Source organism: Rhizobium tropici CIAT 899 (genome assembly GCF_000330885.1).
Taxonomy (GTDB): domain Bacteria; phylum Pseudomonadota; class Alphaproteobacteria; order Rhizobiales; family Rhizobiaceae; genus Rhizobium; species Rhizobium tropici.
The window spans coordinates 684268-708982 of the sequence record NC_020062.1 but is presented as its reverse complement, the minus strand read 5'-3'; the positions used below and the strand labels follow the sequence as shown (position 1 = coordinate 708982).

Annotated in this window: 25 protein-coding genes; 11 read left to right on the top strand and 14 right to left on the bottom strand. The window is 59.6% G+C overall.

Annotated elements, in window-relative coordinates; genetic code table 11:
- The first annotated feature begins 226 nt into the window (after window positions 1-226).
- Together RTCIAT899_RS25400 and RTCIAT899_RS25395 are read left to right on the top strand one after the other, a co-directional pair.
- A complete protein-coding gene (locus RTCIAT899_RS25400) occupies window positions 227-1087 on the top strand; it encodes a MurR/RpiR family transcriptional regulator (RefSeq protein WP_015342684.1) in 861 nt (286 codons plus the stop codon).
- 101 nt (window positions 1088-1188) lie between these two features.
- Entirely contained in the window at window positions 1189-1965 is a 777-nt protein-coding gene (locus RTCIAT899_RS25395) for an SDR family oxidoreductase (protein ID WP_015342683.1), read from the top strand.
- Between the two features lie 16 nt (window positions 1966-1981).
- Here the strand turns inward: RTCIAT899_RS25395 and nadC are convergent, their stop codons facing one another.
- The 5 genes from nadC to RTCIAT899_RS25370 all read right to left on the bottom strand — a co-directional run bounded on the left by nadC (window position 1982) and on the right by RTCIAT899_RS25370 (window position 7123).
- Entirely contained in the window at window positions 1982-2839 is an 858-nt protein-coding gene (gene nadC / locus RTCIAT899_RS25390; protein WP_015342682.1) for a carboxylating nicotinate-nucleotide diphosphorylase, read from the bottom strand.
- Between the two features lies 1 nt (window position 2840).
- Window positions 2841-4382: an L-aspartate oxidase gene (locus tag RTCIAT899_RS25385; RefSeq protein ID WP_015342681.1), complete on the bottom strand. Its 1542-nt coding sequence runs from the start codon at window positions 4380-4382 to the stop codon at window positions 2841-2843.
- Window positions 4379-5350, bottom strand: a complete 972-nt coding sequence (gene nadA / locus RTCIAT899_RS25380; protein ID WP_015342680.1) for a quinolinate synthase NadA — start codon at window positions 5348-5350, stop codon at window positions 4379-4381. Before nadA ends, RTCIAT899_RS25385 begins: the two co-directional genes overlap by 4 nt.
- A 69-nt stretch (window positions 5351-5419) precedes the next feature.
- Complete coding sequence (locus RTCIAT899_RS25375; RefSeq protein ID WP_015342679.1) at window positions 5420-6322, bottom strand: NUDIX hydrolase; 903 nt, start codon at window positions 6320-6322, stop codon at window positions 5420-5422.
- 108 nt (window positions 6323-6430) lie between these two features.
- On the bottom strand, window positions 6431-7123 hold the full coding sequence (locus RTCIAT899_RS25370) for a GntR family transcriptional regulator (RefSeq protein ID WP_015342678.1): 693 nt from the start codon (window positions 7121-7123) through the stop codon (window positions 6431-6433).
- Between the two features lie 129 nt (window positions 7124-7252).
- Between RTCIAT899_RS25370 and RTCIAT899_RS25365 the strand changes: the two genes are divergently transcribed.
- From RTCIAT899_RS25365 to RTCIAT899_RS25345, 5 genes are read left to right on the top strand one after another with little or no spacing between them, the layout of a single operon-like run.
- Window positions 7253-8257, top strand: a complete 1005-nt coding sequence (locus tag RTCIAT899_RS25365; RefSeq protein ID WP_015342677.1) for an ABC transporter substrate-binding protein — start codon at window positions 7253-7255, stop codon at window positions 8255-8257.
- Between the two features lie 51 nt (window positions 8258-8308).
- Window positions 8309-9124, top strand: coding sequence for an ABC transporter ATP-binding protein (locus RTCIAT899_RS25360; protein WP_015342676.1), 816 nt, complete (start codon window positions 8309-8311; stop codon window positions 9122-9124).
- A 3-nt stretch (window positions 9125-9127) separates the two neighbouring features.
- Window positions 9128-9991 carry an ABC transporter permease gene (locus RTCIAT899_RS25355; protein ID WP_015342675.1) on the top strand — a complete coding sequence of 288 codons (864 nt, stop codon included), beginning with the start codon at window positions 9128-9130 and terminating at the stop codon, window positions 9989-9991.
- 55 nt (window positions 9992-10046) lie between these two features.
- Window positions 10047-11783, top strand: coding sequence for an L-arabinonate dehydratase (araD, locus tag RTCIAT899_RS25350; RefSeq protein WP_015342674.1), 1737 nt, complete (start codon window positions 10047-10049; stop codon window positions 11781-11783).
- Between the two features lie 18 nt (window positions 11784-11801).
- Entirely contained in the window at window positions 11802-12527 is a 726-nt protein-coding gene (locus RTCIAT899_RS25345; RefSeq protein ID WP_015342673.1) for a ribonuclease activity regulator RraA, read from the top strand.
- 52 nt (window positions 12528-12579) lie between these two features.
- Here the strand turns inward: RTCIAT899_RS25345 and RTCIAT899_RS25340 are convergent, their stop codons facing one another.
- A complete protein-coding gene (locus RTCIAT899_RS25340) occupies window positions 12580-13194 on the bottom strand; it encodes a DUF922 domain-containing Zn-dependent protease (protein WP_081598454.1) in 615 nt (204 codons plus the stop codon).
- Window positions 13195-13258: 64 nt separating this feature from the next.
- Window positions 13259-13795, bottom strand: coding sequence for a recombination regulator RecX (gene recX, locus RTCIAT899_RS25335; RefSeq protein WP_015342671.1), 537 nt, complete (start codon window positions 13793-13795; stop codon window positions 13259-13261).
- Between the two features lie 262 nt (window positions 13796-14057).
- Here recX and RTCIAT899_RS25325 point away from each other — a divergent pair, with 262 nt between their 5' ends.
- The gene (locus RTCIAT899_RS25325; RefSeq protein ID WP_015342670.1) at window positions 14058-15089 is read left to right on the top strand and encodes an aldo/keto reductase; all 1032 of its coding nucleotides are present in this window, start codon (window positions 14058-14060) and stop codon (window positions 15087-15089) included.
- A gap of 61 nt (window positions 15090-15150) precedes the next feature.
- Here RTCIAT899_RS25325 and RTCIAT899_RS25320 read toward each other — a convergent pair whose 3' ends face one another.
- Window positions 15151-16185, bottom strand: a complete 1035-nt coding sequence (locus tag RTCIAT899_RS25320) for an aldo/keto reductase (protein ID WP_015342669.1) — start codon at window positions 16183-16185, stop codon at window positions 15151-15153.
- A 94-nt stretch (window positions 16186-16279) separates the two neighbouring features.
- On the opposite strand from RTCIAT899_RS25320, the gene RTCIAT899_RS25315 reads away from it, so the two are divergent.
- The gene (locus tag RTCIAT899_RS25315) at window positions 16280-17182 is read left to right on the top strand and encodes a LysR family transcriptional regulator (RefSeq protein ID WP_015342668.1); all 903 of its coding nucleotides are present in this window, start codon (window positions 16280-16282) and stop codon (window positions 17180-17182) included.
- Between the two features lie 59 nt (window positions 17183-17241).
- Here the strand turns inward: RTCIAT899_RS25315 and RTCIAT899_RS25310 are convergent, their stop codons facing one another.
- From RTCIAT899_RS25310 to RTCIAT899_RS25290, 5 genes are all read right to left on the bottom strand, one after another.
- The gene (locus RTCIAT899_RS25310; RefSeq protein ID WP_015342667.1) at window positions 17242-17901 is read right to left on the bottom strand and encodes a peroxiredoxin; all 660 of its coding nucleotides are present in this window, start codon (window positions 17899-17901) and stop codon (window positions 17242-17244) included.
- 106 nt (window positions 17902-18007) lie between these two features.
- Window positions 18008-18592, bottom strand: a complete 585-nt coding sequence (locus RTCIAT899_RS25305) for an RBBP9/YdeN family alpha/beta hydrolase (RefSeq protein WP_041678379.1) — start codon at window positions 18590-18592, stop codon at window positions 18008-18010.
- Between the two features lie 65 nt (window positions 18593-18657).
- Window positions 18658-18828: a hypothetical protein gene (locus tag RTCIAT899_RS33575; protein WP_154660809.1), complete on the bottom strand. Its 171-nt coding sequence runs from the start codon at window positions 18826-18828 to the stop codon at window positions 18658-18660.
- Between the two features lie 58 nt (window positions 18829-18886).
- A complete protein-coding gene (gene msuE / locus RTCIAT899_RS25295; RefSeq protein ID WP_015342665.1) occupies window positions 18887-19447 on the bottom strand; it encodes an FMN reductase in 561 nt (186 codons plus the stop codon).
- Between the two features lie 465 nt (window positions 19448-19912).
- Complete coding sequence (locus RTCIAT899_RS25290; protein ID WP_015342664.1) at window positions 19913-20926, bottom strand: zinc-binding alcohol dehydrogenase family protein; 1014 nt, start codon at window positions 20924-20926, stop codon at window positions 19913-19915.
- Between the two features lie 289 nt (window positions 20927-21215).
- On the opposite strand from RTCIAT899_RS25290, the gene RTCIAT899_RS25285 reads away from it, so the two are divergent.
- Entirely contained in the window at window positions 21216-22139 is a 924-nt protein-coding gene (locus RTCIAT899_RS25285; RefSeq protein ID WP_015342663.1) for a GntR family transcriptional regulator, read from the top strand.
- Here RTCIAT899_RS25285 and RTCIAT899_RS25280 read toward each other — a convergent pair.
- Window positions 22133-22657, bottom strand: coding sequence for an invasion associated locus B family protein (locus tag RTCIAT899_RS25280; RefSeq protein ID WP_015342662.1), 525 nt, complete (start codon window positions 22655-22657; stop codon window positions 22133-22135). The two genes, RTCIAT899_RS25285 and RTCIAT899_RS25280, sit on opposite strands and share 7 nt — an antisense overlap.
- Before the next feature lie 565 nt (window positions 22658-23222).
- Between RTCIAT899_RS25280 and eglC the strand changes: the two genes are divergently transcribed.
- Window positions 23223-24659, top strand: coding sequence for an endo-1,3-1,4-beta-glycanase EglC (eglC, locus tag RTCIAT899_RS25275; RefSeq protein ID WP_015342661.1), 1437 nt, complete (start codon window positions 23223-23225; stop codon window positions 24657-24659).
- The last annotated feature ends 56 nt before the right edge of the window (window positions 24660-24715 follow it).

Below are 24715 nucleotides of genomic sequence, written 5' to 3'. Positions count from 1 at the left end.
ATGAGTATCCGTCGAGGAAAAGGTGAGGACACCGCGAGTCCTTCACGCATTTCTTCCAAAGACTAATCGGCCATTCCAGAGTGTCAACAAGATTTGGAATTTTTTATTCCAATTTGCTGTGATAATGTCCGCTTGCAGAAAGCGAGATTGCCGAGCTTGAACCGGATGCTATTTTCGGTGCGCTCGTGTCGGCGGGTGAAGCGGCCTCTATGGCTCGAAGGGACAAATGTCGATCTTAAAGAAAATCAGCGCGCAACTCGAAACCATGGCTCCCGCCGATCGCCAGATCGGACAGTTCATCATCGATAATCCCGACCAGATGCTGCGCCTGTCCTCAGCAGCGCTCGCGGTCGAAACCGGCCGCAGCCAGTCGAGCGTCGTCAAGTTCAGCCAGAAGCTCGGCTATGCCGGCTATCAGGAATTGAAACTTGCCGTCAGCGAGGCGAAAGCGCAGGAATGGCAGGCGCCGGCCGGCATGATCCACGGCACGATCGAAGTGGGCGATGGCTACCTCACGATCCTGCAGAAGCTGCTCGGCAGCAAGATGCAGGCCATGCAGCAGACCATCTCGGTCAACAACGAAGCCGATATCGAAAAGGCGCTCGAGGCGCTTCATGACGCGCGGCGTATCCATCTGGTTGGCGTCGGCGCCTCTTCGCTGGTTGCGCGCGACTTTTCCTACAAGCTGATGAAGCTCGGCCGCAATGTGCTGCATGACAGCGATAGTCATGTGCAGATGGCAAACGCGTCGACGCTTGGGCCGGACGACCTGCTCTTTGCGCTTTCCTATTCCGGCGCCAGCATCGAGACGCTGCGGATTGCGGAATTGGCTAGCCAGCGCCAGGCAACCGTCATTGCCGTCACCGGGCTGCAGGACAATCCGCTCGCCCGCGTCGCCGATATCTGCCTCCATACCGTCGGCGACGAGGATCGCGTCCGCTCCTCGGCAATCACCGCCCGCGACGCGCAGCTGATGCTGACCGATCTGCTGTTCATTCTGCTGGTGCAGCGTCAGCCCGATGCCAACGACTATGTCCATAATAGCGAGACAGCCGTTTCCGTGCTGAAGGCGAAGCGTCTTTCGTAAGATCGCGCTCCGGTAACCAAGCTGTGACGACCGCGACCCTGTACGGTGGTGATTTCGGGACGTAGCTTGGCGATCCAAGCAAATCATACCGGAGACATTCCATGGACCTCGGCCTCAAGGATAAAGTCGTTCTGATCACCGGCGGCTCGAAGGGCATTGGCTATGCCTGTGCCGAACTCTTCCTGCAGGAGGGAGCGAGGGTCGCGATCTGCTCGCGCTCGCAATCCAATATCGATGCCGCCCTCTCCAGGCTTCCCGGCGCGCATGGCTATGCCGCCGATCTGATCTCCGATGAGCAGGCGCTTGCCGTGGTGGATAAGGTGGAGGCCGACATCGGCCCGATCGATATCCTCGTCAACAGCGCGGGTGCCGCGGCCCGCACGCCGGCGGATGAGTTGACCCCTGCCATCTGGCGGGCTGCGATGGATGCGAAATACTTTTCCTACATCAATGTGATCGATCCCGTCATCAAGCGCATGGGCATGCGCGGCTCAGGTGCCGTCATCAATATCATCGGTAATGGCGGCAAGATCGCCTCGCCGGTCCATCTGGCCGGCGGATCGGCCAATGCCGCGCTGATGCTCGCAAGCGTCGGGCTTGCCAGTGCCTATGCCGGCAAAGGCGTGCGCGTCGTCGGCCTCAATCCCGGCCTCACCGAAACGGATCGCGTCGCCGAAGGCCTCAAGGCGGCAGCGAAGGCTTCCGGTTCGACCGAGAAAGAGGCGCTTGCCGACGCATTGAAGCGCATCCCGATCGGCCGCATGGCCGATCCTTCCGACATCGCCAATGTCGTCGCTTTTCTGAGTTCGGCCAAAGCCGGCTACGTCACTGGCGTCGTGATCAGCATGGATGGCGCACAAGTGCCGGTGGTCGTTTGACCCGGGATCGGCGGCTCTAAGCCGCCGCCCTCCAGTCCAGTCCGATATCCAGCGTCGGCGCGCTGTGCGTCAGCCAGCCGATTGAGATGAGATCGACGCCGGAGGCGGCGATTGCGGCAGCTGTTGCCGGCGTGATGCGGCCGGAGGCTTCTGTGATGGCCCCGCCGCCGACGATATCGACCGCCTCGCGCAGCTGATCCGGTGTCATATTGTCGAGCAGCACGGCATCGACGCCTTCTTGCATCGCTTCGCGAAGCTGCGCCAGCGTATCCACCTCGACTTCGATCTTGACCATGTGACCCACCCCCGCCTTGGCTCGGCGGATGGCTTCAGTGATGCCCCCGGCAATTGCGACGTGATTGTCCTTGATCAACACCGCGTCATAGAGCGCGAAGCGATGGTTTATGCCGCCGCCGGCGCGCACGGCGTATTTTTCCAAGGCTCGGAGGCCGGGTGTCGTCTTGCGCGTGCAGACGATCGAGGCCTTCGTGCCGGCGATCGCCTCGACGATGCTGGCGGTCACGGAGGCGATACCGGAGAGATGGCCGAGAAAATTGAGTGCGGTGCGTTCCGCCGTCAGCAGGCCGCGAGACGGTCCCTCGATTGTCGCGATGACATCGCCTGCTTCTACCTTCGTACCGTCGGGGACGTGACGGGTCATGGCGATGGCAGGATCGACCAGCTGGAAGGCCAACTCGGAGGCATCGAGGCCCGCGACCACGCCCGGCTGTCGGGTGACCATCGCAACGCGGGACCGATGTTCCGCCGGGATGACCGCCGTGGCTGTGACATCGCCGGCAAGGCCGAGATCTTCGGCCAATGCATTGCGCACCAGCGGCTCGACGATCAGGCGCGGGAGGGGAGCAAGTGTCATATCAGGCACTCCTTGCCATGGAATAGGGGGTAACAGACCGGGCAATATCCAGCGCGTCTGTGAGATGCATCATGCGGCGCTGCGCACGCTGCAGCTTGAGCGGAAAATCAGTGCGGGCATGGGCGCCGCGCGATTCCATCCGGAGACTTGCGAAGACGGCGATCAGCAAGGCCACTAGCGCAGGGTCGGTTACTGTGCTTTCGTTCTCACAAAACGGCAGGAGGGCAGCAATGGCGCCATGGATGGCGCCGCCATTGCGTAGCACGCCGAGATGCCGCGACACAATCGGCCGGACGAGCGCCGGATCTGGCGCAAAAGTCTCGGGGAAATGTTTCGGCAAGCTTGCAGGGCTCACATCGCTACTTGCAATATCGTGCGCCGCCCGCATGCCCATGACAGCCGCCTCCAGCAACGAATTGCTGGCAAGGCGATTGGCGCCATGCAGGCCGGTGGAAGCCGCCTCGCCCACGACCCAAAGGCCAGGAACGGAACTGCGGCCGTTCTCGTCGGTGGCAACGCCGCCCATGTGATAGTGAACGGCAGGACGTACTGGAATGAGGTCGCTCGCCGGATCGACGCCTGCCTCGTTGCAAAGGGCTTCGATCACCGGAAAGCGGCTGCCAAAGCGATTGCCGAGCGCAGCTCGCGCATCGAGAAAGACCCGGCCGCCTCGGGCGATCTGCGCGCTGATGGCGCGCGCGACGACATCGCGCGGCGCAAGCTCGGCACCTTCGACGTCGGCCATGAAGCGCTCACCGCTTTCATTGACGAGAAGCGCGCCCTCCCCACGGACGGCTTCGCTGACAAGCGCCAACGGGCGCCTGCGGCTGTCGAGCGCCGTCGGATGAAATTGCACGAACTCCATATCGGCAAGCCGCGCGCCGGCTCTTGCCGCAAGCGCAATGCCTTGCCCGAAGTTGCCGACCGGGTTGGTCGTGGCATCGAACAGCCCGCCGATACCGCCCGTAGCGAGAACCATGCGCGATGACTGTAGAACGACGCTGCCCTTGTCGGTGAGGCACAGAAGGCCGGCGATACGATCGCCGTCCAGCAACAGCCGCTGTGCCTGATAGCCCTCGAGTACCGTGATCGACTGCGTGCGGGCAACCGCCTCGGCAAGCGCGCGGACGATGGCGGCCCCCGAACCATCACCCTTGGAATGCACGATACGCCGAAACGAATGTGCAGCTTCGAGGCCGAGGGACAATTCGCCGGCATCGTTGCGGTCGAACTCAACACCGAAGCACTCCAGTGCCGCGATGGCGGCAGGTGCTTCGGCGACGATCCTTGCCGCCACCTTCGCGTCGCAGAGCCCGTCACCGGCGGCAAGCGTATCCGCGAGATGCAGGGCGGCACTATCGCCCTCGCCGATGCTGGCCGCAATGCCGCCCTGAGCCCAGGCGCTCGATGTCTCCGCACCGATCAGGGCGCGGGTGACGATCACGGTCGGCTCGGGCGCCAGCGTCAGCGCCGTCATTAATCCGGCAAGGCCGCTGCCGACAACGACGATGCGGCCACCAAGTTCTTCGAGGATCTCGCTCATATCGCCAGCATCCTTTCAACCGCCCGGCGGGCATCGGCCGCAATCGCCGGGTCGACCATCACCTCATGCTGCCCCTCTTCCAAAGCCTTGCGGATATTGCCAAGCGTGATGCGTTTCATGTGCGGGCAGAGATTGCAGGGGCGGATGAACTCGACGTCCGGATGATGCACGGCGACATTGTCGCTCATCGAACATTCGGTCAGAAGAACGACGCGCGACGGGCGCTTCTTGCCGACATAATCGGACATGACGGCCGTCGAGCCGGCAAAGTCCGCTGCCTCGACGACATCGGGCGGGCATTCCGGATGCGCAAGCACCGTTACGCCGGGATAATTCTCACGTAGCTGGCGAATATCGTCCGCGGTGAAGAGTTCATGAACCTCGCAATGCCCATGCCAGGCAATGAGCTCGACGTTGGTTTCGCGCGCGACGTTGCGGGCCAGATATTCGTCCGGCAGCATCAGCACCTTCGGCACTCCAAGCGATTCCACTACCTGCCGGGCATTGCCCGACGTGCAGCAGATGTCGGAGGCAGCCTTCACCGCTGCCGACGTATTGACATAGGTCACGACCGGAACACCCGGATGGGCCTGGCGCAGCAGCGCAATATCCTCGGGCGTGATCGATTCCGCAAGGGAACAACCGGCCTCCATGTCGGGGATCAGAACCGTTTTTTCTGGGTTCAGCAACTTGGCGGTCTCTGCCATGAAATGCACGCCAGCGAGGACGATGATGTCAGCGTCCACTTCGACGGCCTTGCGGGCGAGCGCAAGACTGTCGCCGACGATATCGGCAACGCCATGGAAGATCTCCGGCGTCTGATAGTTGTGGGCGAGAATGACAGCATTGTGCCGTCGCTTCAATTCAAGGATCGCCTCGACATCATCCTGGAACGACAGCCATTCGGCTTTCGGGATGACGCGGCTGACACGATCGTAGAGGGAGGATGCGGATATGGGAAGATTCATGGCCGGCTCCTTATTATACTCATCTTGAGTATATCGTGAGCAAACGGATATTCTCAATATGAGCATATGTCAATTGCGGGAGAGCGGTAATTTCGTTCCAGCGAATTCGCGTTCTTCGAGGACTGCGCGGCGGAAGCGGAAAAGCTTGGCCGGACGGCCGCCGGTCTCGCTTTCGGTGCCGCCGGTTTCCTCGACCAGTTCCTGCTGCTCAATCAGCCGGCGGAAATTCTGCTTGTGCAGCGTCAGACCGGCCAGCGCCTCGACGGTTTTCTGCAATTGCAGCAGCGTGAAGTTTTCCGGCATGAGTTCGAAGACGACGGGCCGATATTTGATTTTGGCTCTAAGCCGCGCCATGCCGGTTGCAAGGATGCGGCGATGATCGGCAAACATCGATCGGCCGAAATTATGCTTGAGATCGCAACCCGCCTCGGCGACGAGACGCGCCTCGTAGAGCAATTCATAGCGCTGCAGGACGAGATCCTCGTTCCATACGGCACCATTCAGCCCGAAGTCGAAATCGGCGCGCCGGCGGCGCTGGCCGCTGCGCATCGCATCCTCCTCGATCCAGGATGTGAGCCGAGCGGTGATATCCTCGAGAATCGGCGGCCGGCCATCTCGATGATCCTCCCAGGGGAGATATTCGTACCAGCCGTGCCAGCCCGGCATGCCGCCGCCGGGGGCAGCCTGTTCGCGCACGAGCCCGAGATAGCTGATCGAAATCGTGCGACCGCCGAGAATGTCATTGTTTCGATCGCGATCGGCAAAGGTATAGAGCTGCTCCAGATAGCCGACGGGATGGGCGGTCTGATCCTGAACCCATTCGCGTAACCCGCTTTGCAGCGTGCGATGACCAAGCTCGAACGGACCGGACGGCAAGGCATCGCCCGACCGCACCGTCATTACCCTGGGATCACTGCCTGTAACGGCCGTCAGAACCGCGATCAGCTCCGCATGCGCAAGCCCGATGGTCAAGCGAACTCCATGATTTGTTTCCCTATGACTTTGTCGCATGAAGCGAGGCGCAAGCCAATGCGGGTGCTGGCACGCTCCACATCTCACGTCGGTGCGAAAGCCAATAGGCTAGCGGCTCACATAGTCCGGATATTGTTCGCAGATGAGATCGATGATCGACAGGGTGCCGGAGAGATGCTTGCGCAGGGCGGCGACGGCGGTCTCCGCATCGGCGGAACGGACAGCGTCGACAACCGACTGATGATCGACGATGATCTGCTCCAGCTTGCCAGGCATCGGCAGGTTCAGCATGCGCAGTCGGTCGATGTGCACCCCCTGGCGCCGGACGGTCGACCAGAGGCCGAGGATATCTGCTCTCTCGTAAAGCACTCGATGAAAATCCTTATCGAGAGAATCGAAAAGATCGTAGGTCTCAGGCGACATGACATGCTTCTGACGCACCAGAACGGTCTCCAGAGACGCTGCCGTTTCACCGGGTGAATCCAGCGTCAGCCGTCGAACGGCTTCAAGCTCGATCGATAGTCGCAGGAAATGCGCCTCGATAGCGTTGCGGATATCGATCCTCGAAACGACGGTCGCATATTGCGGATAGACCTCGACCAACCCCTCCTCCTCGAGCCGGATCAGAGCGTCGCGCACGGGGGTCTGGCTGACATTGAATTCGCTTTGCAGCGAGATGCGCGACAAGACCGTCGTTGGCGGCAGGCTCATCGAAAGAATGCGCGATCGCAGGATTTCCAAGATCTGCGGCCCGACTTGGCGGGAGCGGTCGAGGGCAAATTCTTTCGGGTTGAGCTTCACTGGCGGCCTTTCTGATCAAGAGCATTTGCTCATTAAACACAGTTCGGGGCTTGATGCACTGATACATTAGTGCTTTAGTGAGCCGACACCAACCTCTTTCTCAAAGGTTGGATCAATTGGGAGGAGCAAATGAGAGGATTTCTTCGCTGTCTGACCGCGGTCGGCGTGGTAATTGCCGGCACCTTTTCGGCCGGTGCTGCCGAAAAGACCGACATCTCGATCACGCGGCAGCCGGGCATTCTTTATCTCGCCAGCCATGTGATGGAGACGCAGAAGCTGATCGAGAAGCATGCGGCGGCCGATGGCCTACAGGGCGTCAAGGTCGAATGGCGCACCTTCAGTGGCGGCGGCGCACAGACCGATGCGCTGCTGTCCGGCAATGTCGACATCGTCAATACCGGCACCGGCAATCTGCTGCTGCTTTGGGACCGCACGAAAGGCAAGGTCAAGGGCATCGTCACCAATTCGGCCCAACCCGTCATCATGGTTTCGCGCGATCCGCGCATCCAGTCGCTGAAGGATATTCAGCCGGGCGACAAGATCGCCGTGCCGACGGTCGGCGTCTCCACGCAGGCCATCCTGCTGCAGATGGCCGCCGCGCAAATGTATGGCGACGACCAGGTGCACAAGTTCGACACCAACACGGTGCAGCTCGGTCACCCCGACGCGATGGCAGCGCTCGCCAACCAGACCCATGAGGTCAAGAACCACTTCTCCGCCCCGCCCTTCCAATATCTCGAGCTGAAGCAGCCGGGCGTTCACAAGGTCATCGATTCCCGCGACATCATCGGCGGCGATTTGACCCAGGGCACCTTTTTCACCACGACGCAGTTCGCAACCGCCAATCCAACCATCATCAAGGCCGTGCGCGAAGCGACGGCCGAAGCGATCGATCTCATCAAGAAGGACCCGAAATCGGCCGTGGAAGCCTACAAGACCGTCAGCGGCGACAAGACGAGCGTCGAAGATCTCGTGGCGATCCTGAACGAGCCGCACATGATGGAGTTCCGCATGGATCCGCAGGGAACCATGAAGTTCGCGACCCATCTCCATAAAATCGGCACGCTGAAGACCATGCCCAAGGCCTGGACCGACTATTACCTGCCGGAATCAGCCGATCTTAATGGCAACTGACGCTTGCGGGCGGCGCAAATGCCGCCTTCAAGCCCCCCTCGGAGAAGGCTCATGCTTCAGGCAAAAACGCACGCCGACATGCCGGTGACGGAAACAATGACCGCAAAACCGCTTCTGAATGTCGACAGGGTAACGCTTCGCTATAAGACGCCGAACCTGCTGATCACCGCGACGGAAAACGTCAGCTTCTCGGTTGCCCAGTCCGACCGTTTCGTCCTCCTTGGTCCCTCGGGTTGCGGAAAATCGACGCTGCTGAAGGCCATCGGCGGCTACATGACACCGACCGCGGGCCGGATTGAGATCAAGGGGCAAGCGGTCAAGAAGCCGGGTGCCGACCGTATGATGGTCTTTCAGGAATTCGACCAGTTGCTGCCCTGGAAGACGGTACTGGAAAACGTCATGTTCCCGCTGACGACGGCCCGCCGCCTGCCGCGCGGCGAAGCGGAGGCGATCGCCCGCGATTATATCGAAAAGGTCAAGCTCACCCGCGCGGTCGACACTTACCCACACATGCTGTCAGGCGGCATGAAGCAGCGTGTCGCCATTGCCCGCGGCATGGCGATGCAGCCCGATATCCTGCTGATGGACGAGCCTTTTGCCGCGCTCGATGCCCTCACCCGCCGGCAGATGCAGGACGAACTTCTGCAGCTCTGGGAAGATACGCGCTTCACCGTCATCTTCGTGACGCACTCGATTGCCGAAGCGATCAAGATCTCCAACCGCATCCTGCTGTTGTCGCCGCATCCCGGCCGCGTCAAGGCCGAGGTGCGCGATGTGGAAGCCGTCCGTGATGATCCCGCTGCCGCTGCCAAGCTGGAACAGGAGATCCATCACATGCTGTTTGCCGAGCAGGGACACAGGGAGTAAACCATGAGCGCGCCACAGATCATCCTTGCTCCTCAGACAACGGAAGCCGCCGGCCATATCGCAGCCGTTGAGCAGAAGCTCGGCACAATGGAACTCCTCTGGCAGTCGGGCCTGTTCCGCAAATCATTGCTGATCGTCATTCTCGCCGTCATATGGGAGGCCTATGCCCGGCATCTCGACAATCCACTGCTGTTCCCGACGCTGAGCGACACGCTGACCGCGCTTTATGACCGGTTCGCCGATGGCGTCCTGCCGGCGCGCATCTGGACCACGCTGAAGATACTGGTGACGGGCTACATCTCGGGAACGGTGCTCGCCGCCGTCCTGACGGTCGTTGCGATCAACACCCGCATCGGCACCGATTTTCTCGAGACCATGACGGCGATGTTCAATCCGCTGCCGGCCATCTCGCTCTTGCCGCTCGCCCTCATCTGGTTCGGGCTGGGACCGGCAAGTCTCGTCTTCGTGCTTATTCATTCCGTTCTCTGGGCCGTCGCTCTGAACACGCACGCAGGCTTTCTCGGCGTTTCCCGCACCTTGCGCATGGTCGGCGCCAACTATGGGCTGACGGGTCTTTCCTATGTCTTCCGTATCCTGATCCCCGCCGCGTTCCCATCGATCCTGACCGGTCTGAAGATCGGCTGGGCCTTCTCCTGGCGCACGCTGATCGCCGCCGAACTCGTCTTCGGCGTCTCCTCAGGCCAGGGCGGTCTCGGCTGGTTCATTTTCGAAAACCGCAATCTTCTCGACATCCCCGCGGTCTTTGCCGGCCTGCTGACTGTGATCGTCATCGGGCTTATTGTCGAGAACTTGGTTTTCCAGACGATCGAACGCCGCACCCTGCTAAAATGGGGCATGAAGGAATGATGCGGCGCATGCTTTTATCCCTTCGACCAACATTCGAATACAAGGCTCGAACACAATGAATAGCAGGAAGAAGCCCCAGGATTTACGCAGCGCCAGATGGTTCGCGCCCGATGACCTCAGAAGTTCGGGACACCGCTCACGAACCATGCAGATGGGCTATGCGCCCGAAGAATGGACGGATAAGCCCGTTATCGCCATCCTCAACACCTGGTCCGACGCCAATCCGTGCCATGCGCATTTCAAGCATCGCGTCGAGGACGTGAAGCGCGGCATCTTGCAGGCCGGCGGCTTTCCGCTGGAGCTGCCGGCGTTGTCGCTGTCGGAAAGCTATGTCAAGCCAACGACCATGCTCTATCGCAACATGCTTGCGATGGAGGCCGAAGAGCTTTTGCGTTCGCACCCGGTCGATGGTGCCGTGCTGATGGGCGGTTGCGACAAGACCACGCCTGGTCTTGTTATGGGCGCGCTCTCCATGGGGCTGCCGATGATCTACCTGCCGGCCGGCCCGATGCTGCGCGGCAATTATCGCGGCGAATATCTGGGGTCGGGATCGGATGCCTGGAAATTCTGGGACGAGCGCCGCGCCGGCACCATTTCGGAGAAGGAATGGGTCGATGTCGAGGCTGGCATCGCCCGCTCCTATGGTCACTGCATGACCATGGGCACGGCAAGTACGATGACGGCCATCGCCGAGGCGCTCGGCCTAACGCTCTCCGGCGCCAGTTCGATTCCCGCGCCGGACGCCAATCATATCCGCATGTCATCAGCTGTCGGCCGGCGTATCGTCGAGATGGTGTGGGAAGATCTCGTTCCCTCGAAAATCGTCACGCAGGCCGCGGTCAGCAATGCCGTCGCTGTCGCGATGGCGACGGGCTGTTCCACCAATGCCGTCGTGCATCTGATCGCGATGGCGCGGCGCGCCGGCATCAATCTCTCGCTCGACGATCTCGATAAGGCCGGACGCACGACACCGGTGCTCGCCAATATCAGGCCCACCGGCAAAACCTATCTGATGGAAGATTTCTACTATGCCGGCGGCCTGCGCGCGCTGATGGCGAAGCTCTCCTCGAAGCTCGACCTCTCCGCGCTCACCGTCTCCGGCGTCACCCTCGGCGAAACGCTCGAAGGTGCGAAATGTTACAATGACGATGTCATCCGCTCGCTCGACAATCCGGTCTATCATGAGGGGTCGCTTGCGGTGCTGAAGGGCAATCTCGCGCCGACCGGCGCTGTCATCAAGCCGGCCGCCTGCGATCCGCGCTTTCACAAGCACCAGGGTCCGGCGCTCGTCTTCGACAGCTATCCGGAAATGAAGGCGGCGGTCGACGATGAAAATCTCGACATCACGCCCGATCACGTCATGGTGCTGCGCGGCGCCGGCCCGCAGGGCGGTCCCGGCATGCCCGAATGGGGCATGCTGCCGATCCCGAAGGCGCTTCTGAAGAAGGGGCACAGGGATATGCTTCGCCTCTCCGACGCCCGCATGAGCGGCACGAGCTACGGCGCCTGTATTTTACATGTCTCACCCGAGTCCCATGTCGGAGGGCCGCTGGCGCTGCTGCGCAACGGCGATATCGTCCGACTCGATCTCGAGGCGCGGCGCATCGACATGCTTGTCGACGAAGACGAATTGCAGCGACGGCGCGACGCATGGGTCAAGCCAGCGGAAAAATATGGCCGCGGCTATGGCTGGATGTTCTCGCGCCACGTTGCGCAGGCCGATACCGGCTGCGACTTCGATTTCCTGGAAAACAGCTTCGGCCCGACGCCGGGCGAGCCCGACATCTATTGATCACAAAGGATTTATAGCATGAGCAATTATGTGCTGAGCAATGAGACGCGCGACAAGTTGATGGGCGTCGCAACACCGACGATCGCCACCGCGCTTTTCCGGCGCGGCCTGCGCAACCAGTTCATTCAGGATGTGCGGCCGCTCTCGCCGAAGAAGGCGAACATGGTCGGCCAGGCTTTCACGCTGCGCTATATTCCGGCGCGCGAGGACCTGAATACGCTGGAAGTCTTCCGCAACCCGGAACATCCGCAACGCGCCGCCGTCGAGCAATGCCCGCCCGGCTTCGTGCTGGTCATGGACAGCCGCAAGGATGCGCGTGCCGCCTCCGCCGGCTCCATTCTCATCTCGCGTCTGCAGGTACGCGGCGTGGCCGGCGTCGTCACCGACGGCGGCTTCCGGGACAGCCCGGAAATCGCCGCTCTCGATATCCCTTCCTATCATCACCGCCCGTCCGCGCCGACAAACCTGACGCTGCACCAGGCCATCGAAATCAACGGCCCGATCGGCTGCGGCGATGTCGCAGTTTTCCCTGGCGATGTTCTCGTCGGCGACAATGAGGGCGTCATCGTCATTCCGGCGCATCTTGCCGATGAGATTGCCACTGAGACCGTGGAAATGACGGCCTATGAGGATTTCGTCACCGAGGAAGTCATGAACGGCGCCACCATCATCGGCCTCTATCCGGCGACCAGCGACGCGCCGAAACAGAAATTCGCGGAATGGCGGAAGCAGAAGGGTCGATAAGGCCACATTAGGTGACGCAGCCGGCGGACATGTCCGGCTGCGGTTCTCTTAATTACTCTTCCTTGACCAGCTTCAGAACAAGCTGCTGAAGATTGCCGCCATCGCTGAATTCGACCTTGTCGAAATCGCTGTTGCGCCGCCGCTCCTTGTTGGAAATCTCGCCGAGCCGCTTTGTGAGTTCGGTGCGGATCTTGCTGCATTTCGGGTCGTCGGGCACGGAAAAGCCGACGCTCATGGCTTCGATTTCCTTCACCATGTCCTTGATGAAGCCACCATGCACGCGCTCATGCGCTTCGACCCCAGCAATGAATGTCTGCCAGCTTTTGCGGGTCGATGCCGGCAATTGCGCCGAAGGCTTCGGCAGCGTGTAGGTGATGATCAGTTTCGGTATGTTGACCGTGATCAAGCAGGCACCATCCGGCTGCGGCTCATATTTCCGCGTCCAGGTCAGCTTGAAGTCCGTATGGGCGATCGCCCTCACCTTGGGTCCGAGCAAGGGGCCGCGCTCGCCGATGGAATCATAGAGTTCGCGTCCCGATGTTCCGGTAATTGCATAGGTCTTAATCATCTCGACCGCCTGCCACTCGGCATGGGCCGCCATCGGCAACGAAGTGACGCACATCGCCATTGCGAGCAATCGAAAATCTGCTGTCACCACCATCCTCATGTCCACGGCCTTGAGCGCCGCGAAGCTATCCGTTGGTCCCGGCTATTTCAACGAGCATGATGCTTCAAAATGCCGAGTTCGCTTCGAGCACTTCCTCGGCATCCTCCCGCTCCATCTCGAAGATCCTTTTGCCGACAGCGAAGCTGAAACCGTTGCGCGCGAAGGCGGCTAGTTCCTTTGCTTTGCGCTTCTCGTCGAGATCACCGCGCCGGAAAGGCCCGAAACCGCGTTTCCTTGCAAAGATGACGGCGGAATGGAGATCATCGACCTCTTCGACCGCTGCGACGACCGTTTCACCATCTATGCCCTTGGATGCGAGCTTGAAGGCGATTGCCTTCTTCGACTTGCCGGAACGAACTGCCGAGCGTGTGCTGATTTCGGCGAAGGCTACGTCATCGAGTACCTTCAGTTCATAGGCGAATTTCACCGCAAAATCGGCAAGTGCCTTGATCTGCGCCGCGCTGATATCCTCGAATTTCTGCTTGGCTTTCTTGGAAATCGCATCGAATAGCTGCTTCTCGGTCATCATCCGGCGCTCTAAACGATAGATGGTCGAGTTGCGCGCCCAAGAAAGCATGCGGCTTGTCGGCGCTTCATCCATGAAGGGAGGCATTCGGCGAGAGAAGAATCATCACGGAGAATTTTACGCAAGCCGGGCCGCTCAGGCAATGAATGCGCTTGGTAATCATGGGATGATTGGTTATGCTCGTCTCGCGGCCAAGGCGGTCAAACGCCGAGCGTCGAACCCCATCGACGGTGGAGGCCGTCTCAAACACCACATTATTGCTATGGATCACGGAGCCTGCAGCTCTCCCGATCGCTTTGCCGATCGGGTGCCAGCGCTCCGTTCAGAGGAGGCAGGAATGGATTATCGCAAGCTCGGCCCAAGCGGGGCCGTCGTCACGGCCTATTGCCTTGGCACCATGACTTTCGGCGCGGAAGCGGACGAAGCCGCGTCGCACAGGCTTCTCGACGATTATTTCGCATGGGGCGGCAACTTCATCGACACCGCCGATGTCTACAGCGCCGGCAAGTCGGAAGAGATCATCGGCCGCTGGCTGAAGGCGCGTCCGACGGAAGCGCGCCAGGCCGTTATCGCCACCAAGGGCCGCTTTCCGATGGGCAACGGACCGAACGATATCGGTCTGTCGCGCCGCCATCTCGGCCAAGCGCTGAACGATTCGCTGCGCCGTCTCGGCGTCGAGCATATCGATCTCTATCAGATGCATGCCTGGGATGCCCTGACGCCGATCGAGGAGACATTGCGATTTCTCGATGACGCCGTGCGTGCCGGTAAGATCGGCTATTACGGCTTCTCCAACTATGTCGGCTGGCACATCGCCAAGGCAGCCGAGATTGCCAAGGCACAGGGCTATACGCGGCCGGTGACGCTGCAGCCGCAATACAATCTGCTTGTCCGCGACATCGAGCTTGAAATCGTCGATGCATGCCTCGATGCCGGCATGGGCCTGCTGCCATGGTCGCCGCTTGGCGGTGGCTGGCTGACCGGCAAATACAAGCGCGACGAAATGCCGACCGGCGCCACAAGACTTGGCGAAAACCCCAATCGTGGCAGCGAATCCTTTGCGCCGCGCAATGCGCAAGAGCGCACCTGGGCAATAATTGCCACCGTCGAGGAAATTGCCAAGGCACGAGATGTGACCATGGCGCAGGTGGCGCTTGCCTGGACGGCAGCACGACCGGCGGTGACCTCAGTCATCCTCGGCGCCCGCACGCGTGAGCAGCTTGCCGACAATCTGGGTGCAGCCAAACTGAAACTTACGGAGGCGGAGATGGATCGGCTGAACGAGATCAGCGCGCCGCAACCCGCCGCCTATCCTTATGGCGAAAGCGGCCGGAACCAGCGCCATCGCAAGATCGAGGGTGGCCGTTAAGTTTCATCCGGCGGCGAAGCATTTGCTTGCTTCGCCGCCGTCGTTGGGATCGCCTGCCGTGTCAAACGAGTGGCGGGTTGAGTCTCGCAAAGCCTTCCTGACGTCGATAGGGAAAATAGGGATAGGGAGCCGTCATCTCACTGACCTTATCCAGCCTCTCGATCTGCTCTTTCGAAAGCGTCCAGCCGACCGCGCCGAGATTCTGCCGCAGCTGTTCTTCGTTGCGCGCGCCGATGATGACGCTTGCGACCGTCGGCCGGCTCAAGAGCCAGTTGAGGGCGATTTGCGGCACGCTCTTCCCGGTCTCGCCGGCGATCTCCTCCAGTACATCGACGATATCGAACAGCTTCTCGTCATCGACGGGCGGCCCGAATGACGCCGTCTCATGAAGCCGGCTCTTTTCGGGCAATGGCTGACCGCGGCGGATCTTGCCTGTCAGCCTGCCCCATGCCAGCGGACTCCAGACGAGGGCACCGACATTCTGATCGTGGCCCAAAGGCATTAGCTCCCATTCGTAGTCGCGGCCGGCGAGCGAATAATAGACTTGATGGGCGACGTGGCGTGCGTAGCCGTGCTTGTCGGAGATCGCGAGCGATTTCATCAGCTCCCAGCCGGCGAAGTTGGAAGCGCCGATGTAGCGGATCTTTCCCGCCTTCACCAAGCCATCAAGGGTGGAAAGCGTTTCCTCAATGGGCGTCGAGGCGTCGAAAGCGTGCAGTTGCAAGAGGTCGATGTAATCGGTGCCGAGACGCTGCAAGGCGGCATCGACCGATTTGATCAAGCGCGAGCGCGAGCTGCCCCAATCGGCCGGTCCATCGCCCATCGGCAAAGCCGTCTTCGTCGAGATCAGGACAGCATCCCGCCTGCCCCGGATCGCCTGACCAAGCACCTCTTCCGATGCGCCTGCCGAATAGACATCGGCCGTGTCGAAGAGATTGACGCCCGCCTCCAGGCAGATATCGACAAGACGGCGCGCTTCCATCGCGTCCGTCGAGCCCCAGGCGCTGAAGAGGGGGCCGCGGCCTGCAAAGGTGCCGGCGCCGAAACTGAGCACGGGAACGCGCAAGCCCGAAGCACCGAGATTTCTGTATTCCATCGTCTGTCTCCTGTTGGTTCTTCAGATAGATAGACGCGACGAGAGAGATGATATAGATTGCCGAAAAGAAACTCATTTATGACTTAAATTCATCATGAGCCGCCAAGAGATCAACCGTTCCGGTGAAATGGAAGTCTTCGTGCGCGCCGTGGAACTCGGCGGCTTCACCGCTGCAGCCATAGCCTGCCGGATGACGCCTTCAGCCGTCAGCAAACTCGTCACGAGACTTGAAAAGCGCCTCGGTGCGCGGCTCATCCACCGCTCGACGCGGCGATTGCAGCTCACCCCAGAGGGATGCGCCTTCTTCGAGCGCAGCGTCGCCATTCTTGCCGATATTGCCGAAGCCGAACGCCATGCATCGGCTGGAGAGCAGGTTGCGGGACATATCCGCATCAACACCAGCGGCTCCTTTGGCAATCATGTGTTGGCCCCGCTTGTGCCCGCTTTCATGGCGCTGCATCCGAATGTCTCGCTCGAGATATTCCATACGGACCGGGTCATCGACCTGATGGAGGAGCGCGCCGATGTTGCAATCCGCGCTGGACCGCTGAAGAGCTCCAGCCTCATGGCCCGCAAGCTTGGAACCACACGAAGTATCATTGTCGCCTCGCCGGACTATCTGCGCAGGCATGGAACACCTTACTCCGCCGCGGAATTGGCAAAACATTGCCGCATCAGCTTTAGCTATTCCAGGGCGATCGAAGGCTGGCCTTTGCTCATTGACGGCGAAATTGCGACGGTACCGGCGGCGCGCAGCCTGCAGGTGGGCGACGGCGAAGCCATGCGGCATCTTGCGCTTGCCGGTGCCGGCCTGGCGCGACTTGCCGCCTTCACCGTCAGATCGGATATCGCGGCTAGGCGGCTACAGCCCGTGCTGGAAGAATTCAATCCCGGAGATATCGAGGAATTCCACGCCGTCTATATCGGACAGGGCGGTCCTCTACCAGCGCGCGTGCGCGCCTTGTTGGATTTCTTGCGCGAAAACGTTCATCTGTAAAAGCGACGCGGCCGCCAGGGCCGCATCGTGTCAGCTAAAACTCTTAATCACCACGCCGATCAGGCTGATGGCTGCCGGGTCTTGCGCAGATAGGGCAATACCGTATCGAATGAGCCGAAGCGGGTAATGGCATCTTCGTTGGAGACTGCGGCGGTGATGATGACGTCTTCGCCCTGCTGCCAGTTTGCCGGCGTTGCGACGTGATGCTTGGATGTCAGCTGGATCGAGTCGATCGCGCGCAGGATTTCGCCGAAGTTGCGGCCCGTCGTCATCGGATAGGTGAGGATCAGCTTGATCTTCTTGTCGGGGCCGATGACGAAGACGGAGCGAACCGTGGCATTGTCGGCAGGCGTGCGGCCTTCCGAGCTTTCGCCGGCGCCTGCCGGCAGCATGTCATAGAGCTTGGCAACCTTCAGGTCCTTGTCGCCGATCAGCGGATAGTCGACATCGAAACCGGTAGCCGTCTTGATATCACTTTTCCAACGACCATGGCTCTCGACCGGATCGACCGAGATGCCGATGATCTTGACGCTGCGCTTGCTGAATTCACCTTCGAGGCCGGCCATTGCGCCGAGTTCCGTCGTGCAGACCGGCGTAAAGTTCTTTGGATGCGAGAAAAGCACGGCCCAACCATTGCCGATCCAGTCATGGAACTTAATCTCGCCCTGCGTCGTCTCCGCCGTAAAGTCCGGCGCGATATCGTTGATGCGCAAACTCATTGCCTTACCTCCAAAACCTGCCCCGGCGCGCGCTTGTGATGGCCGAGGAACGAGAAAAAATCCGTCGCACAATGGCGTCGAATGTCGGATATGAAAAGCCCTTGTTTCAAATGGACGCCGCGATTGCTGCTGAAATCCCTTGCGGCCTGCGATGCCGGCTGCGCATCTTCAGCATATCCAGAAAACGATAGCCGCTAGCCCAGCGTCCGTAACCGCTCACTATGTTGATATGTCCGGCAAGGCCGATATTGCGGACATCCGAATTCCAGAGCCGTCCGAACATGCCGAGCCGGTCGAGGCTCATATAAATGTCATTCAAGCTCCCGATCGTCATGCTTGGGAAAGGCAGCGCGTCCGTCGGCATGGTGCCGAAGGATAGATGTCCGGCATGCAGGGTTTCCGTCACCGGAATATCGCAGGGCGCTACGAGCAGCGCGCCTTTGACCCTTCGTGCGGCCTGGCGGCCAGCCAATCTTGCTGTCAACACGCAGCCCAAGCTGTGGGCGACGATATAGGCTTCTCCGGCCTCTTCCAGCGCGGCTTCCAATTTCTCCATCCAGCTGCCGAGATTGGGAAAGTCCCAGTCATCCTGCTCGACGAGCCGAACGTCGGAATGATCCTGCAGCCAATAGCGCTGCCAATGCCCCTCGGCGGAGCCGAAAAGGCCGGGCACGATCAGTACTCTGGTCATGGAAGCCTCACGAGGAAAAGCGATCGAATGCAAAGCTTGCGACAGGAAATCAAAAATGCATCCCTTCAATGCCAAGGCGCGGGGGATGTACACCAATAGTAGATCTCGTAATCGCGCGCGGAGAGCTCTCGCTCGCCGGGCTCGGGCCGATCGACGGACCGGATGCGTCCATCTTCATCCCGCAACGCACGCCCCGCGAAAATCGTCTTCAGGCGGCTAATGACATTCCATTTCATGTAACCCTCCATTTGATTGATGAATTCCAGGCGGCTGAAGCAAATCGTCCTTAGCCCGTCATTCGGCCGCGGCAAGCACCGTTACCGGATGCGGGAAGAAAGCCGAAAGCTCACCGACGACTTCATGGATGCGGTTGGCGAGCGGCTCCGAGGAAACCCTGTAATCGGTAAAATCACGATCCGACGCATAGACGGCGGTTGGCAGGGTATATGCCATGAAGAAGCCGAAGAGCGGCCGCAGCTGATGCTCTACCATCAGCGCATGCCGGTCGCCCCCGCCGGTCGCCGTGATGATGATCGGCTTGGCGCGCAGCTCGTGTGGATCGATAAGGTCGATCAGATGCTTGAACAGCCCGGGATAAGAGCCCTTGAACGTCGGCGAGCCGATAACCAACGCATCTGCCGAGACGATTTCATCGATCACGCCTTTCGCCTGATCGTCGAGATCCTTGCGCCACTGGGCCGCGCCGAGAGAAGGGCCAACATCATGCAGATCGTAGATCCTGCTTGAGAAGCCATATCGCCCGCTTGCCAGATCCGCGACAGTCTGGACCAGCGCATAAGTCTTCGACGGCCTGTTGAAGCTGCCGGCAATGCCGACAAGTTTGGGCGCACTCATTCTTATCCCTTCCGAAGATCGCATGCATTTTCGATAATGCAAATATTGTCGATAAAAATAGTAGATTAAAAGAAACAGCGATCTCCGAAGATGCGGGAATTGGAAAATCTCTTTCTACGCCGCAGGTCATCGGATGACCGCAACGGATGCCGACCGGAAGGCGGATCAGCCGACAGACGCGTCTTCAGATATCATGGGCGCCAAATAGCGGCCTATGCGGGGGTAGATTGTCCCGCCGGAGTTGGAGCAGGGCAAGAAAAGATGCGGTGCCGCAATCGTCGAGCACCTCGTTACCTTATCCCCGGCATTTTTGACGACGATACCGGTCGGGGCGCACGTCTTCTCGAGCAGGCTGCAAAAGCCTTGGTGCATGGAACACAATGAAGATCCCGCTGTGCGCGGAACCCCAGTTGGCTGCGCGCCCAATCGGGCAGCGCAGCGAACATCGTATACTTACCTACATACTTATCTTTCGACGACGACCTTTAAGACGTCGCGATTCTTGTCCCAAAAGGGCAATGCGCTCTCGGCATCTGCGAAGGGTATGACCTTGGAAATGAGCGAGGCAGCACGATCGCCGATCGTCTCGAGATAAGCGATGACGGCATCGAAATCAGACCTGGTTGCGTTGCGCGACCCCATGATATCGAGTTCCTTGAGATTGAACATCTGCGTCTGATAGCTAACGGGCGCCTTGGCGTAGCCGACATAGACGACGCGGCCGCAAAAGCCGGCCAGGTCGATGGCCTGACGAAAAGTTTCAGGAAGACCGACTGCCTCGAAGGCCACATCGACGCCCTGATCATCCGTCAGCTCGACAATGCGCGCAACGACATCTTCCGTGCCGGCATCGATTGTGTAGCGGGCTCCGAACTGTTTTGCCAGCGCGGTCTTTTCCGGGCTCAGGTCGACGGCAATCACCTCGGCTCCGCGAGCAACGGCTCCGATCACGACGCCCATGCCGATCATCCCGCAGCCCAATACGACGATGCGATCGCTCGCCGACACGCGGCCGCGCGCCACTGCGTGGAAGCCTACCGACAGCGGTTCGACCAAGGCGAGAAAGCGCGGCTCAAGGGTATCATTGAGAATCAGCTTCTCCGCCGGAAGAACGATCTCTTCGGCAAGCCCGCCATCCTGCTGGACACCGAGCGTACGATTGTAGCGGCAGGCATTCACGCGCCCCTTGCGGCAGGAGGAGCACGTGCCGCAACTGGTATAGGGAAGCACGATAACGCGCTGCCCGCGTCGATAGGTAGGCGGAACACCCGCCCCGGTCTCGACAATCTCGCCGCCGATCTCGTGCCCAGGAATGCGCGGCAATTGCACCAGGGGATTGAGGCCTCGAAACGTGTTGAGATCACTCCCGCAGATGCCGACATGGCGGATGGAAATACGGACATCGCCCTCCCCGAGCTGCGGGCGAGCGACATCGGTGAAACGGCTGATGCCTTCACTTTCGATCAACAGGGCTTTCACGTGACGAAACCTTTCCTGGATTGGGGAGTAAACCGGACGCTTGCGCCCGGTTTACTAAACATAGATCAGTTCAGGGCGGCGATGTCGACCGGTAGATCGAACCGGCTTCAGGGTAGCTTCGCCCTTGCACACGCCGATGGCGTACAGGAATAACTTGGCCACCATCTTCACCTCGAACTTCCACACTGGATTGCGCTCGTTCACCGCCTGCTTGCGCTGAATTTACACGGTTGAGATAAGCGATTTAAAGTGGTATTTTATGTTTAAAAAACCAGCAAGGGCGGGCGGCATGCGTTCTGAAAACCTCTTCAAACGGCAGTTCAACGAATTCCTGCGCCACGTGCAATCGGTCGGCCATGGACACCCGCTTGGCTCGGAACGCGAGATCGGTCGAACGCTTGGCACCAGCAGAACGACTGTCCGCAAGTGCCTTGCTGCGGCTAAGGAGAGCGGCCTGATTTCCAGGGACGGCGCAGTCCTGCGGCAGGTAGAACCATCAGAGCTCTATTGCGAAGCCGAAACCATCCCGCCGACATTGATGGTCGAACGCGCTTTCCTGACATGGATTCTCCAATCCGATAGCGGACCGGGTCAGACCATCAACGCGCTTCAGCTCGCACGGCAATTCGGCGTGTCGTCGACAACGATCCGCGAATTTCTGCAGAGTTTCCGGCATTTTGGCCTGATGGAGCGCGAGGCCGGCGGCAAATGGGTCTTCCGCGGCATGACGCTGGAATTCGCCAACGAGCTTTCCGATATCCGCGAAATTTTCGAACTGCGATCCGTCATGCGCTTTGCGGAACTCGATGACGGCGATCCGAGCTGGAACGAACTGCGCAGATTGCGCGGCGAACATCTCAAGTTGCTGGAGACGATCGAGACCGACTATCACCGGTTCTCGCTCCTGGACGAGCAGTTGCATCGTTTGATCAACAGCGCTTCCAGCAACCGCTTCGTCACCGAATTTTATCACGTCATCTCGCTGATTTTCTTCTATCATTATCAATGGAACAAGAAAGACGAGCGCAGCCGGAACGAAGCGGCGGTGTATCAGCATTTGGATTATATCGACGCGATTCTCTCAAGGGATCAGAAGAAAATCAGCCAGACGTGTACGGCACATCTTAGTGAGGCGCGCCGGACATTGCTTGCAAGCATCACCCGAGAAGCTAGACTTGAGAATTCGAGCGTGCTGCCAGACCCGGCCTACTGAAGGGTCATGCCTGGCCCGGGGTCTGCTCTCGCTGCGTAAGGATCGACGATGGAGAGCGCCCGGTTGAGAGCTTCGGCAAACCCATGAAGCGAGATGACATAACTCACCTCGCGATCAGTATCGGCTGCAGCCAACGTCACAGTGAGATTGCGCCGGCGCCGCAGACCGGCAAGCATGGCTTTATTTAGGTTCAGCTCGACAAGACAGCCACGTGGGAAAGCGGTGGCGAATGGCGAGGCCAGACCGGGAGCGGCCTTGCCGCCTGGTGGTAGCCCGACGCTGCGCAGATAGAGTCCCTGCGGTAGAGCCAACATGCCCCGGAGACTCCTGCCCCCTGGAGTAAGTTCAATCGACAGTACCGGCGTGTTCGTCTGCAGATCATACAGCGTGTATGAAATAGCATAAGATAGCCGGGCAAGATCGGCAGTACCCTGATTGACGATGGTAAGGATCCAGTCGCCGTAACGCTCCTGCAACGCGCCTGAATTTGAAGCGCCGATGGTCGCCTTGCCGGCCATCACAATCCACTATCCGGTCGATATATCGATGTTGACCAGCCTCCCTCGACGCCCACTATCGCCTTGAATGGCGTTATCTCGTCCATATCCGACCCCCTTACCTGGCGTATCGCCGCAATATCGCATATCGCATCTCAACTTCCGTCCCTCAGCGACTGAGTTCTTGCGATCTCATATTGGCAATTTTACGCCACCGCATCCTCCGTTTGGTGTAACTCTAAGAATTTTTTGGCCATATTCAACGATTATGTCGAATATTTACTGTAGGCAGCACTCACGCATTATACGAAATACATTAATAAGCCTCGTGTGATATATATTTATATATTCTTACAGTAAAATTTACTTCAACTTGAATTCTACTGAGAGAAATACCACTGCATGCAGATTGCAAGACGCGTCAAAAGCCCTTCACCTGCGAAGGAATGAGGCGCAGCCACGCTCGGCGAAAAAACTTAACCGCAGGGGTGGGCGGAAAAACAATGCACGCTATATGGCGTACATGAGTGGGAGGAAATATTAGCTCTGTGGAGGAGGTCGTCCGGCACAAAGGAAGAGGATTCTGATGCCCAATTCAGTTTTGAATGCCCTTGGACAGCCCCTTTACTATAGCGGTACGTCGACAAGTTTCTTTTCCGCCACCGGGTCGGGACCGGTGCTTTACGGCACCGCGGGCAACGATTCCATATGGGGCGACAACACCGTCAACGTGACGCTGATGGGCGGCACAGGCGACGACATCTATTATATCTACTCGAGCAACAATCGGGTCTCTGAAGGCCTCAATGCCGGCGTCGATACCATCAACACCTGGATGGATTACACGCTGCCCGCCAATGTCGAAAATCTTACCGTTACGGGCGACAATCGCCATGCCTATGGCAACGACGCCGACAACATCATCACCGGCGGCAGCGGCAGCCAGACCATCGATGGACGCGGCGGCAACGATGTGCTCATTGGCGGCGGCGGGGCCGATACCTTCATCATCAGCAAGGGCAACGGCAGCGATCTCATCACCGATTTCAGCGATGACGACAAGGTCAGGCTCAATCAGTATGGCCTGTCGTCCTTCGATCAGGTTGTCAGCCATTCCACGCAGGAAGGCGCCAATGTCCGGCTCGATCTCGGCAATGGCGAAAGCCTGGTCTTCGCCAACAAGACCATCTCCGACCTGCATGAAGACCAGTTTCAGCTCGGGCTTGACAGATCGTCGCTGACGCAGACCTTTTCGGATGATTTCAACACGCTCTCGCTGCACGAGGGAACGCAGGGCACCTGGGATGCTAAATACCATTGGGCGCCGGACAAGGGCAGCAGCCTGAACGACGAGCTGCAATGGTATATCAATCCGTCCTACGCGCCGACGGCATCCGCAAACCCGTTTTCCGTCTCGGACGGTGTTCTGACGATCACGGCGAAGCAAACGCCGGACGCATTGAAATCGATCGTCGAGAACCATGATTACACATCCGGGCTTCTGACCACCCACTCCACCTTCTCGCAGACCTACGGATATTTCGAAATGCGGGCGGAGATGCCGCACAATCAGGGCGTCTGGCCTGCCTTCTGGCTGCTGCCGGAGGATGGCTCCTGGCCACCGGAACTCGATGTGGTGGAGATGCGCGGGCAGAACCCCACCACGGTGAATGTCACGGTCCATTCGAATGCCACCGGCGAGCACACGAAGACGTCCATTCCGGTGGAAGTGCCGAGTACCAACGGCTTCCATAATTATGGCGTGCTCTGGGATAAGGATCAGATCGTCTGGTATTTCGATGACGTCGCCGTCGCCCATGCCGATACGCCCGCCGATATGCATGGCCCGATGTATATGCTCGTCGATCTCGCAGTGGGCGGTGTGGCGGGCACTCCAACGGATGGACTCCCGAACGGATCCGAGATGAAGATCGACTATATCAAGGCCTATTCGCTGGACGATCACGCCGCCCAGCTGACCACCTCGGCGCAATCCGCCCATACGACGGACTGGCATATCTGACCGGTCTCGGAACTTGATCCATTCCGCAGCGGCCGTTCGACGCAAATCGGGCGGCC